Origin of the sequence: Flavobacterium sp. RSP15, from assembly GCF_003968755.1 — a bacterium.
Taxonomy (GTDB): Bacteria; Bacteroidota; Bacteroidia; order Flavobacteriales; family Flavobacteriaceae; genus Flavobacterium.
This window is the reverse complement of the sequence record NZ_RYDL01000008.1, coordinates 34,111-49,061: the sequence shown is the minus strand read 5'-3', so window position 1 is coordinate 49,061 and position 14,951 is coordinate 34,111. Positions and strand designations below refer to the sequence as shown.

Annotated in this window: 15 protein-coding genes; 7 read left to right on the top strand and 8 right to left on the bottom strand. The window is 33.4% G+C overall.

Going from position 1 to position 14,951, the window contains the following annotated elements:
- Positions 1-84 precede the first annotated feature (84 nt).
- Genes EKM00_RS09965 through EKM00_RS09950 form a run of 4 tightly spaced genes read left to right on the top strand, consistent with a single transcriptional unit; the run spans position 85 to position 4,845 of the window.
- Positions 85-2,280: a RecQ family ATP-dependent DNA helicase gene (locus tag EKM00_RS09965; RefSeq protein WP_126453466.1), complete on the top strand. Its 2,196-nt coding sequence runs from the start codon at positions 85-87 to the stop codon at positions 2,278-2,280.
- Positions 2,281-2,315: 35 nt separating this feature from the next.
- A complete protein-coding gene (locus EKM00_RS09960; protein ID WP_126516066.1) occupies positions 2,316-3,020 on the top strand; it encodes a TIGR04283 family arsenosugar biosynthesis glycosyltransferase in 705 nt (234 codons plus the stop codon).
- A complete protein-coding gene (locus EKM00_RS09955; RefSeq protein ID WP_126516065.1) occupies positions 3,010-3,816 on the top strand; it encodes an SDR family oxidoreductase in 807 nt (268 codons plus the stop codon). The genes EKM00_RS09960 and EKM00_RS09955 overlap by 11 nt, the downstream gene beginning before the upstream one ends.
- Positions 3,817-4,845 (top strand): VOC family protein, encoded by a 1,029-nt coding sequence (locus tag EKM00_RS09950; RefSeq protein ID WP_126516064.1) that lies wholly within the window; start codon positions 3,817-3,819, stop codon positions 4,843-4,845.
- Positions 4,846-4,849: 4 nt separating this feature from the next.
- Here the strand turns inward: EKM00_RS09950 and EKM00_RS09945 are convergent, their stop codons facing one another.
- The 6 genes from EKM00_RS09945 to EKM00_RS09920 are packed head-to-tail and all read right to left on the bottom strand — an operon-like array spanning position 4,850 to position 9,572.
- Positions 4,850-5,758 carry a 1-acyl-sn-glycerol-3-phosphate acyltransferase gene (locus tag EKM00_RS09945; RefSeq protein ID WP_158614893.1) on the bottom strand — a complete coding sequence of 303 codons (909 nt, stop codon included), beginning with the start codon at positions 5,756-5,758 and terminating at the stop codon, positions 4,850-4,852.
- Between the two features lie 36 nt (positions 5,759-5,794).
- The gene (locus EKM00_RS09940; protein WP_126516062.1) at positions 5,795-6,388 is read right to left on the bottom strand and encodes a TIGR04282 family arsenosugar biosynthesis glycosyltransferase; all 594 of its coding nucleotides are present in this window, start codon (positions 6,386-6,388) and stop codon (positions 5,795-5,797) included.
- A gap of 11 nt (positions 6,389-6,399) precedes the next feature.
- Positions 6,400-7,371: an arsenosugar biosynthesis arsenite methyltransferase ArsM gene (gene arsM, locus EKM00_RS09935; protein ID WP_126453479.1), complete on the bottom strand. Its 972-nt coding sequence runs from the start codon at positions 7,369-7,371 to the stop codon at positions 6,400-6,402.
- A 40-nt stretch (positions 7,372-7,411) separates the two neighbouring features.
- The gene (arsS, locus tag EKM00_RS09930; RefSeq protein WP_126516061.1) at positions 7,412-8,479 is read right to left on the bottom strand and encodes an arsenosugar biosynthesis radical SAM (seleno)protein ArsS; all 1,068 of its coding nucleotides are present in this window, start codon (positions 8,477-8,479) and stop codon (positions 7,412-7,414) included.
- Positions 8,476-8,811, bottom strand: a complete 336-nt coding sequence (locus EKM00_RS09925; RefSeq protein ID WP_126453483.1) for an arsenosugar biosynthesis-associated peroxidase-like protein — start codon at positions 8,809-8,811, stop codon at positions 8,476-8,478. The genes arsS and EKM00_RS09925 overlap by 4 nt, the downstream gene beginning before the upstream one ends.
- Positions 8,812-8,816: 5 nt before the next feature.
- Positions 8,817-9,572: a DUF547 domain-containing protein gene (locus EKM00_RS09920; RefSeq protein ID WP_126516060.1), complete on the bottom strand. Its 756-nt coding sequence runs from the start codon at positions 9,570-9,572 to the stop codon at positions 8,817-8,819.
- 53 nt (positions 9,573-9,625) lie between these two features.
- Here EKM00_RS09920 and EKM00_RS09915 point away from each other — a divergent pair, with 53 nt between their 5' ends.
- Positions 9,626-10,444: a purine-nucleoside phosphorylase gene (locus EKM00_RS09915; protein WP_126453486.1), complete on the top strand. Its 819-nt coding sequence runs from the start codon at positions 9,626-9,628 to the stop codon at positions 10,442-10,444.
- Between the two features lie 9 nt (positions 10,445-10,453).
- Here the strand turns inward: EKM00_RS09915 and EKM00_RS09910 are convergent, their stop codons facing one another.
- Positions 10,454-10,699: a hypothetical protein gene (locus EKM00_RS09910; RefSeq protein WP_126516059.1), complete on the bottom strand. Its 246-nt coding sequence runs from the start codon at positions 10,697-10,699 to the stop codon at positions 10,454-10,456.
- A gap of 213 nt (positions 10,700-10,912) precedes the next feature.
- On the opposite strand from EKM00_RS09910, the gene EKM00_RS09905 reads away from it, so the two are divergent.
- Both EKM00_RS09905 and EKM00_RS14745 read left to right on the top strand, forming a co-directional pair.
- Positions 10,913-12,478 (top strand): NAD(P)/FAD-dependent oxidoreductase, encoded by a 1,566-nt coding sequence (locus EKM00_RS09905; protein WP_126516058.1) that lies wholly within the window; start codon positions 10,913-10,915, stop codon positions 12,476-12,478.
- A 759-nt stretch (positions 12,479-13,237) separates the two neighbouring features.
- The gene (locus tag EKM00_RS14745) at positions 13,238-13,414 is read left to right on the top strand and encodes a hypothetical protein (RefSeq protein WP_158614892.1); all 177 of its coding nucleotides are present in this window, start codon (positions 13,238-13,240) and stop codon (positions 13,412-13,414) included.
- Positions 13,415-13,435: 21 nt separating this feature from the next.
- Here the strand turns inward: EKM00_RS14745 and EKM00_RS09895 are convergent, their stop codons facing one another.
- Positions 13,436-14,509, bottom strand: coding sequence for a glycoside hydrolase family 130 protein (locus EKM00_RS09895; protein ID WP_199734641.1), 1,074 nt, complete (start codon positions 14,507-14,509; stop codon positions 13,436-13,438).
- Between the last annotated feature and the right edge of the window lie 442 nt (positions 14,510-14,951).

Here is a 14,951-nt window from a genome sequence, read left to right as displayed (position 1 = left end):
ACTGAATAATTAAAATTTGTGTGTGTAAAAGAAATTTGTACCTTTAGATGATGCAAATTTATACAAAATACCACATAATAAAGAATGAATTCAAACGAAATTGAAATACACAAAGAATTAAAGAAATATTTTGGCTTCAGCCAATTTAAGGGATTGCAAGAACAAGTCATAAAAAGTCTGTTGAATAAGCAGAACACTTTTGTGATAATGCCAACTGGTGGGGGTAAATCACTATGCTACCAGCTGCCCGCTTTAATTCAGGAAGGAACTGCAATAGTAGTATCGCCTTTAATCGCTTTGATGAAAAATCAAGTTGATGCCATTCGAAGTTTATCCTCAGAAAACGGGATTGCTCATGTTTTAAATTCCTCCCTGACCAAAACTGAAATTGCGCAAGTAAAAAAGGATATTACCTCTGGATTGACTAAGCTTTTGTACGTTGCGCCGGAATCGTTGACAAAGGAAGAATATGTCAATTTTCTAAAAACCGTTCGCATTTCTTTCGTAGCCATAGATGAGGCTCATTGTATCTCAGAGTGGGGACATGATTTTAGACCGGAATATCGGAACCTGAAACACATCATAAAACAACTGGGTGATTTATCTATTATAGGACTAACTGCTACTGCTACTCCTAAAGTACAGGAAGACATCCTCAAAAACTTGGATATGTGTGATGCTACCACTTTTAAGGCATCCTTCAATAGACCCAATTTGTATTATGAAGTACGTACTAAAACAAAAAATATTGAATCGGATATTATTCGGTTCATCAAACAACATAAAGGCAAATCGGGTATTATTTATTGCCTGAGCCGTAAAAAAGTAGAGGCTATTGCCGAGGTGTTGCAAGTCAACGGGATAAGTGCCGTGCCATATCATGCGGGATTAGATGCTAAAACCCGTGCCAAACATCAGGACATGTTCCTTATGGAGGATGTAGATGTCGTAGTGGCCACCATCGCTTTTGGGATGGGAATAGACAAGCCAGATGTGCGTTTTGTAATTCACCATGATATTCCTAAATCATTAGAAAGCTACTATCAGGAAACAGGACGTGCCGGTCGAGATGGCGGTGAAGGGCACTGCTTGGCGTATTACTCTTATAAAGACGTCGAGAAATTAGAAAAATTCATGTCTGGTAAACCCGTTGCAGAACAGGAAATTGGATCTGCTTTATTACAGGAGGTTGTGGCTTACGCCGAAACTTCGATGTCCAGAAGAAAGTTTCTGTTGCATTACTTTGGAGAAGAATTTGACGATGTCACAGGCGAAGGAGCGGATATGGATGACAATGTCAGAAACCCAAAAACAAAAACAGAGGCCAAAGCTGAAGTAGTGCAGCTGCTGGAAGTGGTACGAGATACCAAACATTTATACAAATCAAAAGAAGTTGTTTTTACCTTGATCGGTCGCGTCAACGCAGTGATCAAGGCACATAGAACGGATGCGCAGTCTTTTTTTGGATGTGGTTCAAAACAGGATGAAAAATATTGGATGGCCTTGTTGCGACAAGTTTTGGTAGCGGGCTATTTATCAAAAGATATAGAAACCTATGGCATTGTCAAAATTACCGATAAAGGACTGGATTTTATAAAAAAACCAAAATCCTTTATGATGTCGGAAGATCATCAATACAACGAATCATTCGATGAGGCTATTGTAACCGCATCAAAATCTACCGGAGTTGCAGATGAAATTTTGATGGGAATGTTGCGAGATTTGCGTAAAAAAGTAGCTAAAAAAGTTGGCGTTCCCCCATTTGTAGTTTTTCAGGATCCATCACTAGAAGATATGGCTTTGAAATATCCAGTTTCTCAAGAGGAACTGATTAATATTCATGGGGTTGGGGAAGGAAAAGCCAAAAAATATGGAAAAGAATTTCTAGAATTAATCAGCCGCTATGTTGCAGAAAATGACATTACGCGTCCGGAAGATCTTGTCGTAAAATCAACAGGAGTCAATTCAGTAAACAAACTCTATATCATTCAGAATATTGACAGAAAATTATCGCTCGATGATATTGCTTCCGCTAAAGGAATTAAAATGGATGTTTTAATAAAAGAAATGGAACAAATTGTGTATTCTGGTACCAAGCTGAATATAAAATACTGGATTGACGACATGCTTGACGATGAACAACAAGAAGAAATTCACGAGTATTTCATGGAATCCGAATCGGATAATATTGAAGCAGCACTCAAGGAATTTGACGGCGAATATGATCTTTGTGAATTGCGTCTGATGCGTATAAAATTCATCAGCGAAGTGGCGAATTAAATATTCCAAAGTTATTAAATTCTAAAACGAACACTATGTTTTTAAGCATTATTATGCCCACTTATAATGAAGAAGCAAATATTGGGATTACTATTTCTCATTTACTAAAATATTTAAAATCAGATTCCTTCGAAATTATTGTCAGCGATGCAGTAAGTTCTGATAATACTTGTCAAATTGCAATAGAGTTAGGCGTTAAGGTTTTGGTTTCTCCAGTAAAAGGTAGAGCAGGACAAATGAATCATGCAGTAAAACAAGCAAAAGGCGGTGTGTTTTATTTTGTACACGCCGATAGTTTACCGACACCGACTTTTCAAAATGACATCCAAAAGGCCATTGAAAACGGTTTTGATTGCGGGAGTTTCCTGACTCGTTTTGACAGCAATAGATTTATTCTAAAAATCAATGCTTTTTTTACACGTTTCAATTATCTTTTTTTTCGTGGTGGCGACCAAACTATTTTCATTACTAAGTCATTGTGGAAAAAAGTCGGTAATTACAAAGAAGAAATGCTAATTATGGAAGATTATGATTTCCTAGAACGCATCTGGAACGCAGGGAAATTCAAACTAATTTCAAAAACAACACTTATTTCTGCCCGAAAGTATGATGAGAATTCTTGGTTAACTGTTCAGCTAGCCAATTTGAAAGTGGTAAATATGTACAAAAAAGGAGCTTCGCAAAGCGACATGATTACTACTTATAAGCAAATGCTTAATTACAGAAAGAATGCATTTTAAAAACAAAGTTGTTTGGATAACAGGCGCATCTTCTGGCATTGGCAGAGAATTGGCTGTACAATTATCTAAACAAGAAGCGATCTTAATTCTTACTTCATCTAATGAAAATCTATTAAAAGAATTGGCTTTAGTCTTAAAAAAACACAATTCAGTTTGTCATATATTGTCTTGTGATTTAATGAATGTTGATGCAATTCCGGAACTCGTTAATCAGGCGATAGCATTAGAAGGTAAGATTGATGTTATTATTCAATGTGCAGGAATCAGTCAAAGAGCATTATCTGATGAAACATCGATTGAAGTGAACAGAAAGTTGATGGAACTCAATTTTTTTGCACCTATATTATTGACTCAGGCAATTTTACCTCATTTTAAAAAAGTAAATTCAGGGAATATAACAGTAATCAGTAGTCTTGCCGGACTAATGGGTTTTCCGTTGCGATCAGGTTACGCAGCTTCAAAACATGCATTGAAAGGGTATTTTGAAACTATGCAATGCGAATTATATAAAACCAATATTAGTATTTCTATCGTATATCCAGGAAGAATTGATACTGATATTTCGAAAAATGCTTTGCTAGGAAACGGAAATCAATATGGCAAAACGGATGATATTAATGAAGTAGGAATTGATGTAAGAATTTGTGCAAAAAAAATTATTTCGGGAATCCAATCGAACAAAAAAAACATTATTATTGCAAAAGTAGAACGCTTATTATTTTGGTTTTGGTGGTTCTTGCCTTCGATATATTATAAAATAGCTTACCTAAAAGGTATTAAAAACAAGACATCTTAAATGCATAATTATTTATCTGGAATTCAACAAATTGGGATTGGAGTAAAAAATGCTCAAGAAGCTATGAATGTTTATAAAAGCATATTTGGTCTTGATGTGTTAATTTTTGATGACGTAGCGCAGGCCAAATTAATGTCGCAATACACAGGTAATAAAATTCACGAACGAAGAGCTATTCTGACCATGAATCTGCAAGGAGGAGGCGGTTTTGAGATTTGGCAATTTCTTGACAGAACTCCTATTGCTACTAATGAAGTTAATCTTGGTGATCTTGGGATTTATAGTCCTAAAATCAAATCATTAGATATAAAAAAATCATACAACAGGCTTTCTAATGTTTCTGGAATTCAAGTGTCAGCGATAACTAAAAACAGTAATTCATCTCAATTTTGGGTAAAAGATCAATACGGAAATAACTTTAATATTGTTTTTTCCTCTGAGTGGTTTCAAAACGGTAAACATGATACTGGTGGTGTTTGTGGTGCCGTTATTGGTGTGAGTGACATGGAAAAATCATTGCATTTTTATAAAGAAATTTTAGGTGTCAATGAAATTTTATATGATAATGAAAGTACTGAAGCTGACGGAAATTTATATAGAAAAGTAGGATTGTTTAAAAAAGCCACTGGTAAAGGTGCTTTTAATAAGCTGTTGGGTTCGGTTGAAATTGAATTAATTCAAATTTTAAACAAAACTCCAAAGAAAATATACGAGAATAAATATTGGGGTGATTGTGGTTTTATACACTTGTGCCTAGATGTTTTAGATATGAAATCTTTAAAATTACATTCCGATAAAAACAACTATAATTTCACTGTTGACAGCAATAATACATTCGAAATGGATAGTGCTTCAGGGCGATTTTGCTATATTGAAGATCCAGACGGAACATTAATTGAATTAGTAGAAACCCATAAAGTGCCTATTTTTAAGAAAATTGGCTGGTTTTTGGATTTAAGAAAGCGTGATTTTGAAAAACCATTACCCAATTGGATGATAAAAATGTTGGCTTTAAGCAAAGTGAAATAGTTGTCTATTTTATTTCTTTGCAACACCAAGCGGTAAATGGAAGTAAAATCAACATTGAAAGTCCGAGTTTGAAATTAAAAAAGATTCCTACGAATGTTGCCATTACAATAATTATTACGGGATAAGAGAACATTAATAAACCAAAAAGCACCGAATCATAAAACACGGAATTTTTGGTTTTTTTTATGACCCATTTTTTCAAAAAGAAATAAATCCAATATTGACTTATAAATCCTAAAATAGCAGGAATAAATAACAGTATTTTTCTTAAATAATTTTCTTTTTTTGGGAATAAATCGAAGTATTGTAAATCAGATTTAATCAGCATTTTTCGTGTAATTCCTTCTTTTAATTCTTGATTAAAAATTCTATAAAATACATTTTCTGCATGATTTGATAAATTTGATACTGTTATTGGTTCGTTAAAATTAATAATGATTTCTTTCGGAACTTTATAAAAAGAGGAATAATTCAAATTTATGGGCTGAACAATAAGATTATTTATTTTTTGATGCAAAGCCATAAATGCCAGGCGTGCAGTTCCTTTTTTTAAACTCCGCAAATTCCATTCGTTTACACAAACGCCTTCAGGGAAAATCAAAATATGTTCGTTACTTTTTAGTAATTTCAAACAACGCTCAAAAGTACTGTCGTTTTTAGAAAGATTTTCTTTTCCTTCACTTAGTCTGTAAATTGGAATCAGATGTAAAGCATTCAGAAATTTTTTAATTAACGGCTTATTAAAAGCATCACCACGCGCTAGAAAATAAATGGGTTTTGGATAATGAACCGCTATTACAATTGCATCAAAAAAAGAATTTGGATGATTGGAAGCGAGAATTTTGGGTTGATTTAAATTTAAAATTAATGCAAAATTTGCAACAGTTTTTCTAGAATAAAAAAACAGTGCCAATCGCGCCCATATTTTAAAAAAATTATACAAATTCTTTTATTTCCAATGTTGAGGTAAATTTTTTTCTTCGTCTATATCTGTTAATTTGGTTAGGATATGACTGGAAAGATTCAAATTTTCAACCTCTTTCATCGTATCATCAAAAACAGTTTCTGTACTCCATTCTATATTTTTAAAAATACTTGAATGTAGTTTATTCATTCCCAACAGATAATAACCCCCATCGAATGTTGGTCCGATAACCATGTTTTTGCGTTTTATGCTTTCAAAAGCCTCAGCAATGATAGTTGTGTTTAGTTCATAACAATCGCTTCCAATAATGCAGGCACTTTCATAACCCAGATTGAAAACCATTTGAAAAGCATGATTCATTCTCTCGCCTAAATCATTTCCTACCTGAACTTTTTTCATAAAAATAGCAGTAGACCAATTATCGTTTTGAATAATGGTGTCCGAATAAAATAAAATTTTATCCACTTCCATCGGAGTAACAATTTCTCTGGTGTGCTGTAGCAATTTTTTATAAATAGCTAATGCTTTTTCATCGCCTATAGTCGTGGCAAGTCTGGTTTTGACTTTGCCAAGTTCGGGATTTTTTGTAAACAAAATTATTGCTTGTTTTGAAGACATTTTATAGTTATTTAGCAACAACCGCCACCGTTATAATGAAAAGTGGATTCACTAATAAAAATATCATCTCTATTTAATGCTGCAATTGCCGCCGCAGTTTTATCACAAACTGCTAAAGGTTGGTTTTTCGTTAGAATGTGACCTTTTTTATCATCAAAATGATTTTCAGTACCATAATATATTGCTGCTTTTCCAGTAAAAACACAAGGGCCATCTGCTGGCATTGGATCTTTTATAGCACAAACTTCGATACTTTCAATATAGATTAATTCATCGGTAGGATAATTTTTTGTATCTAAGATTCGGTAAGGTCTTCTGCCTCTGATTTCGATAGTTCCAAAACCTACATCGGTCAACATTTTAATATACTCTGCAATTGGAATACTTCCGCTTAAACACAATGCTCTAAGGTGTGCATCGTTTCTTAAAGTGTCATTCATTTGTTGCTCACAAGTAGGATCACTCATTACTAAACGTCCGTAAGGTTTTAAAACACGGTACATTTCTTGTAATGCTTTTCTTAAATCATCGGTTTTAAAAATGTTGAATAAGCAATTTTGAGCAGCAATATCAATAGTTTCATCTTCGATAGGAAGATTTAGTGCATCTCCTTTTTTCAGTTCTACGAATTCGCTTTTGAACCAGTCATTTTCTTTTTCGGCTACTATAAAATTTTGTCTTGAAGCTTCGAGCATCTCGTCTACGACATCGACACCAACGACACCACCTTTTTGACGTGAAAAATAAGAAAATTGGAGTAATTCCATTCCTCCACCCACACCAACATAAAGTATTTTTGGGTTATTTATTAAATCTTGTGCGCTAATTGTGCTTCCGCAGCCATAATTCATTTCCTGCATGATTTTTGGAATTTCCAAACCAGGAAATTTCCAAATTGGGGTAGTTGTACAACACAATCCTACATCAGGAGTTAAGGCTGCTTCTCTGTATAAATCTGTTGTTGCGTCTAAATAATTTTCCATTTTTATATTCTTATTTTTTGTTGTTTATAATATTTTAAAATTATGCTACGGCACCGCCACAGCTACTTCCTGCACCAGCGGTACAGCCATAACAATGGTTGTTGACTATAATTGTACGTTTTAATAATGCTTCACTTTTAAAAGTTGATAGATGTTGAGAGCCTGGTGCTGCCACTTTTAATTCTAACATTTGATTAAAATCACAATCATATAAAAATCCATCCCAACCTACAGAAATTGTATTTCTACACATCACATTAAGTGCTGCTGATGGATTAAATGCGTTAATTAATTTGGTCATGTAATCTTCATAATTGTCCGAAACAACTAAATAATCCAGATAACGACTTATTGGTAAATTAGTAATTGCAAATAAACTATTGAATTCTATATCAAAATCCTTTTTCAGATTAGTTTTAAACTCATTTTCTAATGCTTTTTGATCTGGCGGAAGAAAAGCTCCAGCAGGATTGTAGACTAAATTGAGTGTTAAGCCACTATTTTCTTTACCATAACCTACTTCATTCAGCATTTGTAAAGCGGTAATAGAGCTTTTGAAAACACCATCGCCACGTTGTTTATCGGTTCTTGACTGAGAATAGAATGGAAGGGAAGAAATCACTTCGATTTTATGTAATTTGAAAAATTCTGGCAAATCATAATACTTTTTGTTTGCACGAATAATGGTTAAATTACAACGAACATACATTTGAATATTTAATTTACTAATTTCTTCAACAAACCATCGGAAATTAGGATTCATTTCGGGAGCACCACCAGTCATATCTACAATTTTGAAAGACGGATTTGCTTTCAATACATCCAAACACAATTGCATGGTTTCCTTAGTCATAATTTCTTTACGATCCGGACCAGCATCAACGTGACAATGTGTACAAACCTGGTTGCACATTTTTCCGAGATTAACCTGAAAAATTTCAAGCTGTGTAGGTTTTAAACTATTGACACCTATTGCTCTTAAACTAGCACTAAAAGGTTTGAATTTTTCTGGATTCTGTTGTAAGGTTAATATTTGATTTTGTGCATTAGATAAGGAACTATCTTTTGACTTTAATGATTTTAGAATTACTTTTTTAAACTCGCTCATAGAGCAATTTTCTTAACTTTATTCATCATTTGTACGCCGTGAACGAGGCTTGCTCCGCCACGAATAGCGGCAGCAACGTGAACTGCTTCCATCATCTGACCTTCGCTATATCCTTTTTCATAAGCGTCGGTACTATAGGCATCAATGCAATAAGGACATTGAACCGCATGAGCAACCGCAAGAGCAATCAATGATTTTTCTTTTGCTGTTAATTCACCTTCTTTAAAAACTTCACCATAATAACCAAAGAATTTTTCACCCATTTCTTTTTGGAATTCTACGATATTTCCAAATTTTGCTAAATCGTTTGCATTGTAATAATTAGTATCCATTTTTTTTAATATTTGAAGTTTTCTAAATATAAAGTCCAGTCGTATTTATTGTATTTTAATTTTGGGTTTGTATTTTCTGGTATAATTTTTAGATTTTCACAGATTTTCAATATCCCTTTTTTATTTCCAAAATCTCCTCTAAACCAACTCATTAAAACTGGCAACGAAAGTATATTTTTTGTAGCATCATAACTAGCGTCTCCTGTTAAATAACTTTTTGTTGCAGTATCCAGTTGAGCATCAATTTTTGCTGGATCATAAAAAGCGATCATTGGGCAACTTTTTGCACCGCAATTTAAACTAAAATGAATTCGGTAATCTACTTTTTCAACTCGGAAATCTTTTTCTAGTTTAGAAGGGAAAATCTTATTCATTTTTCCCAAACTCCATTTAATACTTGATCTTCTCAAAAAACCGTGTTCTATGATATCCAAGCTTATTTTGTGACCAGCAAGAACAAATTGCTTGCTTTTAAAAAATTTGTTTCTATTTTTATATTTCTCTGGATTTTTTTTTAATGCATTATTTGTAAAACCATTGTAAAGATTAATAAAAAAGGCTTTCTTTGAATTATCATTAATTAATTGTTTTTTTAGAATATTTTCATCAGCTGTCGCGAATTTTTCAATAAAATATGCGGTGCTATCATCTTGAAACTTTGCCGATTCAATGAATTTTTGTGACATTTTGATATAATCTATTTCTTGTGCCGAAACCAATTGCATAGAAAATAGTAATATTAGCAAGAAATATTTTCTCATTTTTAAGTATATTTATAGTATGTACGTAATTACAAAATAAAAGTTTTTAAAATATGGACTATTTAGAACAAATCAATCAAACTGCTTTTTTTTTAAGAGAAAAAGGAATTGTTGATCCACAGGTTGGAGTCGTTTTAGGAACTGGTTTAGGTAAGTTTTTAGATCATTTGGAAATTAAATTTACTATTAATTATACTGACATTCCTAATTTTGTACAATCCACAATTGAATTTCATAAAGGTAAACTAATATTTGGAACTATTGGTTCAGTTTCAGTAATTGCTATGCAAGGGCGTTTTCATTTGTATGAAGGATATAGTTTACAGGAAATTACTTTTCCTATTCGTGTATTGCAACAACTGGGAATTCAACAATTATTTTTGAGCAATGCAGCTGGAGGAATTAATAGAAATTTAAAAAAAGGAGATTTGGTTTTACTTGATGACCATATTAATTTACAAGGCGGAAGTCCGTTGTCTGGATTGAATTCATTTGAATATGGCGGTATTTTCCCCGATATGAGTGCGCCTTATGATAGAATTTTAAATAAAAAATTATTAGAAGCCACTAAGGAATTAAATATTAATCTGAAAAAAGGGGTTTATGCTTCTGTTGTTGGACCTCAGTTAGAAACACGAGCTGAATACAGATATTTAGGAATTATTGGAGCAGATATGGTAGGAATGAGTACTACTCCAGAGGTTATTGTTGCTAATCAATTAAAATTACCTTGTGCTGCGATTAGCGTGATTACGGATGAATGTGATCCAGACAATCTAAAACCTGTTGATATTCCAGAGATTATTGCAGTAGCAGGAATGGCGGATGAAAAATTAAGTAAATTATTGGTGAAGACAATTCTTAGTTTGTAGTCAATCAACCTAAATTTTGTGTTCATAAACTTCTCCACGATGCGGTTTCAAAACATCTCGTACTTGAATCATGTTTTCATCGGTGACCACCATAAAAGCAATGGCCAGCATTTCGCTTTGGATTTCGAACCCAGTGATATTCAACGATAATTTTTCAATAGCAATGTATTCTTTTAAGTGGATTTCATGATGTTCGGCGGTTTTTGCGGAAGCTGGCCCACGGAAATCCCATATCAACTTTATTTTTCTGGACATTTTTCCCTAAGATTAATCGGTTAATGGTTTAGTTGGATAATTACTTTAACATACAAAGTTACAAACTCTAATTTTAAAATTGGTTAATTTTAAAAATTGAAAACGGATTCTGTTTTCTACAAGAAGAAGTCAGTACAAAATACTACTTTTGTACGTGGATTATTTTTGAGATTTTAAAAGTCAAATAATCTGAAAATCGAATAATCTAAAAAAATGCCTCAAGAACTCTTATTACAAGTATCCCCGGAAATTGCAGCAAATGATGTGCTGCTAAAAAATCATTTGTCAAAACAAATTACCGTTTCTGTAACTGAAATTCAACATATTTCTATTTTAAAAAGATCGATTGATGCCCGCCAAAAAGCGATAAAAATAAATCTTAAAGTTATGATTTATTTAAAAGGAGAGCTTTTTCAAGAGCAAAAAATACAACTTCCGGAGTATAAAAATGTTTCCTCAGCTCAAGAAGTAATTGTTGTTGGCGCTGGACCCGCCGGTCTTTTTGCTGCTTTGCAATTGATCGAATTAGGGCTGAAACCTATAGTTGTCGAGCGTGGAAAAGACGTTAGGGGCAGACGAAGAGATTTAAAAGCCATCAATCTCGATCATGTCGTCAATGAAGATTCCAATTATTGTTTTGGCGAAGGCGGTGCCGGAACCTATTCGGACGGGAAGTTGTATACGCGTTCTAAAAAAAGAGGTGATGTAACGCGTGTCTTGGAGTTGTTTGTCGCTTTTGGAGCCTCCGAAGATATTCTCATTGAGGCGCATCCGCATATTGGAACAAATAAATTACCTCAGATTATTCAGGACATTCGAGAGAAAATCATCGAATGTGGTGGGCAGGTATTATTTGAAACCCGATTGATCGATATTTTATTAAAAAATAATGAAGTTCAGGGTGTAGTTACTCAAAAAGGGGATACAATTCTTGCTAATAAAGTTATTTTGGCTACGGGACATTCTGCTCGTGATATTTTTGAATTGTTAGACCGAAAAAAGATTTTTATCGAGGCTAAACCTTTTGCCTTGGGCGTGCGTGCAGAACATCCGCAATCTTTGATTGACAGCATTCAGTACAATTGTGATTATCGTGGAGCGTTTTTACCTCCCGCTCCGTATTCTATTGTGAAGCAAGTAGGAGGCCGGGGAATATATTCCTTTTGTATGTGTCCTGGCGGGGTGATTGCTCCTTGCGCTACGAGTCCCGGCGAAGTGGTTACTAACGGTTGGTCTCCATCCAAAAGGGATCAGGCTACTGCCAATTCCGGAATTGTAATTGAATTGCAACTGGAGGATTTTAAACCTTGGGCTAAATTTGGTGCTTTGGCTGGAATGGAATTCCAAAAAAGTATCGAGCAACGCGCTTGGCATTTAGCTGGCGAAAGCCAAAAAGTCCCGGCACAACGCATGATTGATTTTACACAAAACCGAGTTTCATCAGATATCCCAAAAACATCGTATGTGCCTGGAACAACTTCGGTAGAAATGGGGCAGGTTTTTCCCGATTTTTTAACGCAGATATTACGGGAAGGATTTACTGAATTTGGACAATCAATGCGAGGTTATATGACTAATGAAGCAGTACTACATGCGCCAGAATCCAGAACGTCATCTCCGGTGCGTATTCCCAGAGATCCTTTGACCTATGAACATGTTCAAATAAAAGGGCTGTATCCTTGTGGAGAAGGCGCCGGTTATGCGGGCGGAATTATTTCGGCTGCAATAGATGGAGAAAAATGTGCCTTGATGATTGGAGCAATTTTAAACCAAAAATAATCGGATAAAAAATTTAACAGGGTTGTATTGACTATTATTACTTAATTAAAAAATAATTTTTTTATTTTTTAGTCGTGCTTTTGATTTCTAATTTTGTCGAGGAATACTTGTTTTCCGGAAACAATGGACATAGATTCGCTCTGTTTCTATTTAGTTATAGTAGTTTATATTTTTAAAAAAAGGTTAGAGGGTTAAGTTGTGGACCAGTATTTTTTTATACTTTTTACGTTGGTCTAAATTGGCACTTAGTCCTTTATTTTTTAGTTTTTTTAATCGACAGACTATAAAGAATTTTATAAGTTAATATACTTTGTAAACAGCTTGTTATACCTCTAAAATAGAATCAAATATTATTTTAGAAGGAGAATGATTCCTACTAAATAGTCTCGTTGTATAGGCAAACTATTATTTTATATTGTTATCCTAATTTTTATTTCAAACTTTCTTTATTTATAGCTGTTACAATTTAGTATTTTTTTGTTAAAAAAAATATTGTTTTAATAGCAAATGTCTTAATTTTACAAATTAATTATTTTTTTATAGCGTTAGATGTATTAAAAAAGATAAAAATTATAAATATGTTTGAAAAATTTAAAAAATCTGAAATTTTAATTTTAGTATTGGTTTTGGCCTTGATATTTACTTCGGAATATTTTTATATTGTTTTGAAAGATCCTCAACGGGCAATTTTTATTGGATTATGGCCTCCTACAATTCTTGGTTTTTTAATATTCCTAAATTTAAAACTCAAAAAATAATATGGAAAATATAGAATTAATTGTATTAACAATAGTAGTTATTTTGTGTTTTGTAGCGTTCTTTATTTCTACTTTTAATGAATTTGAAAAAGTAAAAAAAAAAAAGGTTATCACACAAAATAAAAGAGGTATTTTATCTAGGTTTTTAGCTTATTTAGAAAGTTTGGTCGTTGATTAATCTTCTTTTTCAGGTTAGGTGTTATTTGTTTTTTACTGCTACTGCAATTTTTGAATCTGCTGTTCCATAATACAAGAACCATTTGTTTTGAAAATAGACCAGTCCTTCAACAAAACAAACTTCATTTACTTCACCTGTCTTTTCATAGGGCTTGTCCGGATGCAGAAAATGATTCTCCATACGGTCTATTAATTTATAGGGCTTTTCTTTGTCAAATAGCGCCTGGCTTGCTGCATAAGTGAATTTAGGTAAACTTGAATCATTATAATTTTCGGCATTACTTCCGTTGTAAATCAGCACGATACCTTGCTTTTGAAGTAATGCAAAAGGACCGGGTTCTACTAAACGACTATCAAAATATCCCATTCTGGGATGTAAAACAGTAATCATTTTTTTGTTTTCATTATTTTCGGCTACTTCCCAATGGATGAGATCTTCAGAGGTTGCTATATACAAATCAGTATCCCCAAAATACATCCAGTATTTGCCTTTAATTTTTGTAGCTATGATTTTATCTTTGTATAATTTGCAAACTATAGCTCCGGATTTTGACCACAAGTCTTTGTATTTTTCTTCCCTTAATACTAAACCGTGTTTTGTCCATGTTTTTAAATCTTTTGAACTGGCTAAACAAAGACGCGCAGTTTTACCATCATAGGATGTGTAAGTCATAATGTAAGTCCCATTCTCGCTTTCTATAATTCTAGGATCTTCAACACCTCCTTTCCATTCGTATTGTTTCATCGTGTCGTTGTCCGGATAGAATATTGGTGTGGGTTGTTTTTTAAAGTGCAGTCCATCATCGCTGATAGCTAGGCCTAATCTTGATGTCATGTCTTTGTCTTGCGCTCTGTAGATGAGGTATACTTTTCCGTCTTTGACAATAGCGGATGGATTAAGAACATTTCGTTCTTCCCAGTGGACTTTTTTGTTGCTTATTGGAGATTGAAAAACAGGATGTAACTGTGGTTCTAAAATAGGGTTTAGGCTATCTACTTTTACAAAGTCGAGCATCGCCCAATCCTTACTTTTACTTTGTGATTTATAGATAGAATTACCGCCGCAACTCAGTAGGATAAATGCGAATATGAGCATGATGGTTAGTTTCATAATGGTTATATAAATATGGTTTTAAGTATTTTTGAAGCAAATTATGATTCCTAGCGTTATTTAGTATTTTTTGTTTCCAATAGGTATGAAAGAGTCCTGTACGGTAAAGTTGCATTTATTTTATGGAACACTAATTCTCTTTTTCGAAGATACTATGATTTTTATGCTTTTAAGATGGTTTTTTTATATGTATTCGGCTCATAGGATGAAATTGTTTGGCTTAATTTTTTTTTACAAAAGGCACCCAATTCAAATAAAGATCTCCGTTTCTTGATTTCAACTCGCAACTCGTGGAAAGTTTTAACAGTGTAGGAGTCAGGCGTTTTTTCAAGATGAGTTTCTAGGCCTTTTTTGATTTCTAAAATAGGTTTCAAGTGCTTTCATTCAGCAGCTTTGAGTTGGCAATTTTCCTAGAGATTTCTTTTGA

Coding starts and splice junctions, on each gene's coding strand:
- EKM00_RS09940 (WP_126516062.1), bottom strand. CDS start 6,388: ATGTCTTCAAAACAAGCAATAATTTTGTTTACAAAAAATCCCGAACTT.
- EKM00_RS09965 (WP_126453466.1), top strand. CDS start 85: ATGAATTCAAACGAAATTGAAATACACAAAGAATTAAAGAAATATTTT.
- EKM00_RS09895 (WP_199734641.1), bottom strand. CDS start 14,509: ATGCTCATATTCGCATTTATCCTACTGAGTTGCGGCGGTAATTCTATC.
- EKM00_RS09950 (WP_126516064.1), top strand. CDS start 3,817: ATGCATAATTATTTATCTGGAATTCAACAAATTGGGATTGGAGTAAAA.
- EKM00_RS14745 (WP_158614892.1), top strand. CDS start 13,238: ATGGAAAATATAGAATTAATTGTATTAACAATAGTAGTTATTTTGTGT.
- EKM00_RS09915 (WP_126453486.1), top strand. CDS start 9,626: ATGGACTATTTAGAACAAATCAATCAAACTGCTTTTTTTTTAAGAGAA.
- EKM00_RS09960 (WP_126516066.1), top strand. CDS start 2,316: ATGTTTTTAAGCATTATTATGCCCACTTATAATGAAGAAGCAAATATT.
- EKM00_RS09910 (WP_126516059.1), bottom strand. CDS start 10,699: ATGTCCAGAAAAATAAAGTTGATATGGGATTTCCGTGGGCCAGCTTCC.
- EKM00_RS09920 (WP_126516060.1), bottom strand. CDS start 9,572: ATGAGAAAATATTTCTTGCTAATATTACTATTTTCTATGCAATTGGTT.
- EKM00_RS09905 (WP_126516058.1), top strand. CDS start 10,913: ATGCCTCAAGAACTCTTATTACAAGTATCCCCGGAAATTGCAGCAAAT.
- arsM (WP_126453479.1), bottom strand. CDS start 7,371: ATGGAAAATTATTTAGACGCAACAACAGATTTATACAGAGAAGCAGCC.
- arsS (WP_126516061.1), bottom strand. CDS start 8,479: ATGAGCGAGTTTAAAAAAGTAATTCTAAAATCATTAAAGTCAAAAGAT.
- EKM00_RS09955 (WP_126516065.1), top strand. CDS start 3,010: ATGCATTTTAAAAACAAAGTTGTTTGGATAACAGGCGCATCTTCTGGC.
- EKM00_RS09925 (WP_126453483.1), bottom strand. CDS start 8,811: ATGGATACTAATTATTACAATGCAAACGATTTAGCAAAATTTGGAAAT.